At 53.4% G+C, this 1,641-nt stretch carries 1 protein-coding gene and 1 pseudogene; both read right to left on the reverse strand.

The window, feature by feature from the left end; translation table 11 throughout:
- Window positions 1-1,480: acyl CoA:acetate/3-ketoacid CoA transferase (locus BMZ81_RS13780; protein ID WP_091133096.1), on the reverse strand; the 1,480-nt coding region annotated here is incomplete at its 3' end.
- A gap of 42 nt (window positions 1,481-1,522) precedes the next feature.
- Window positions 1,523-1,641, reverse strand: a pseudogene (locus BMZ81_RS14335) (enoyl-CoA hydratase/isomerase family protein); the annotation flags it as partial.

Here is a 1,641-nt window from a genome sequence, read left to right on the forward strand (position 1 = left end):
CAAATCCCATGAGATCGATAATCTGAGTTTGAATATCAATGCCAGGAGCCACCTCGATAAGATAGACGCCATCCTTACGTAACTCAAACACTGCTCGTTCCGTGATATAGACTACCGGCTGACCAATTTTGTTGGCATACGCACCGGAGAAGGTGATCTGCTCCACAGCATCAATGAATTTCCACTCGCGCCCTTCCTGGTCGATAACGAGCTTTCCGTCCTCAACGTGGGTTTTAATTCCGCCCGCAGTAAAGGTTCCGCAGAAGAATACTTTCTTGGCATTTTGAGTGATGTTGATGAATCCGCCGCACCCCGCAATTCTGGGGCCGAACTTGGAAACGTTGATATTGCCGTCCTTGTCGGCCTGGGCGAGGCCCAGAAATGCCAGATCCACGCCACCGCCGTCATAGAAGTCAAACTGATAGGGCTGATCCAGAATCGCCTCCACATTGACGGATCCCCCGAACTTGGGGCCGCCCTGCGGTACACCACCTACGGGGCCGGCTTCTACCGTCAATGTCATGTAGTCACCGATGCCCTCTTCGTTGGCAACCATGGAAATGTACTCGGGAATACCAATACCCAGGTTTACCACCGTGTTTGGCTGCAGCTCCATAGCCGCCCGCCGGCCGATGATTTTTTTGGCACTCATGGGGGGATACTCCAGACTGCCCAGGGGCAGGCAGAAATCGCCGGTCATGGAGCCGTCGTATTCGCAGCCCTGGCACTGGGCGTGGTCTGCCTTGTTCTCGCAGATTACGATAGCATCCACATAGATGCCAGGAATCTTCACCAACTTGGGATCCAAGGTGCCGGCCTGCACAACCTTCTCAACTTGAACAACAACCTTGCCGCCACCATTTTTGACAGCCTGGGCAATAGAGGTCGCCTCCGTTGTGCAGCACTCCCGCTCCAAAGTCACATTGCCGTTTTCGTCGGCATATGTACCGCGGATCATACCCACGTCAATATGGAAACCCTTGTACAGCAGCCTCTCTTCACCCATAAGATCCACCACTTCGACAATATCCTCGGTGGTGACGGAGTTCAGCTTGCCACCTTCGATACGGGGATCGACAAAGGTGTTCAGGCCAACGTGAGTCAAGGTTCCCAGTTTATGACCGGCAATATCCCGGAACAGCTGTGCAAGTGTGCCTTGAGGCAGGTTATACGCCTCCAGCTTATTGGCATTGATCAGCTTACCCAATTCGGGAGCCATGTTGTAATGGCCGCCAATCACACGCTTGAGCATACCTTCATGGGCAAAGTGATCTGCACCGCTGCCATCCCGGTTGCCTTGAGCAGCAGCATAGAACAGCGTCAGATTCCTGGGGGAACCCGTCTTCAGAAAACGCTCCTCCAGTGCTCTGGTCAGTGCCTCCGGCATTGCGCTTGCCACAAAGCCGCTTGTGGAAATCGTCATGCCGTCCCGGACCATCTGCGCGGCTTCTGCCGCGGTAATCACAGGTTTCTTAGCCATATCGTTCATCCTCGCATTTCAAGATCTAATATCAGGTACCGCTTAAAAATCGGTCAAGGCAGCCTTTCTCTTCTCCAAGAACGCGGTCATTCCTTCCTTTTTGTCATTGGTTGCAAAGGACAGGCCAAAGTTGGTGGCCTCCATATCCAAACCGCTGTCCA

The organism is Oscillibacter sp. PC13, from assembly GCF_900115635.1.
Lineage (GTDB): Bacteria > Bacillota > Clostridia > Oscillospirales > Oscillospiraceae > Oscillibacter.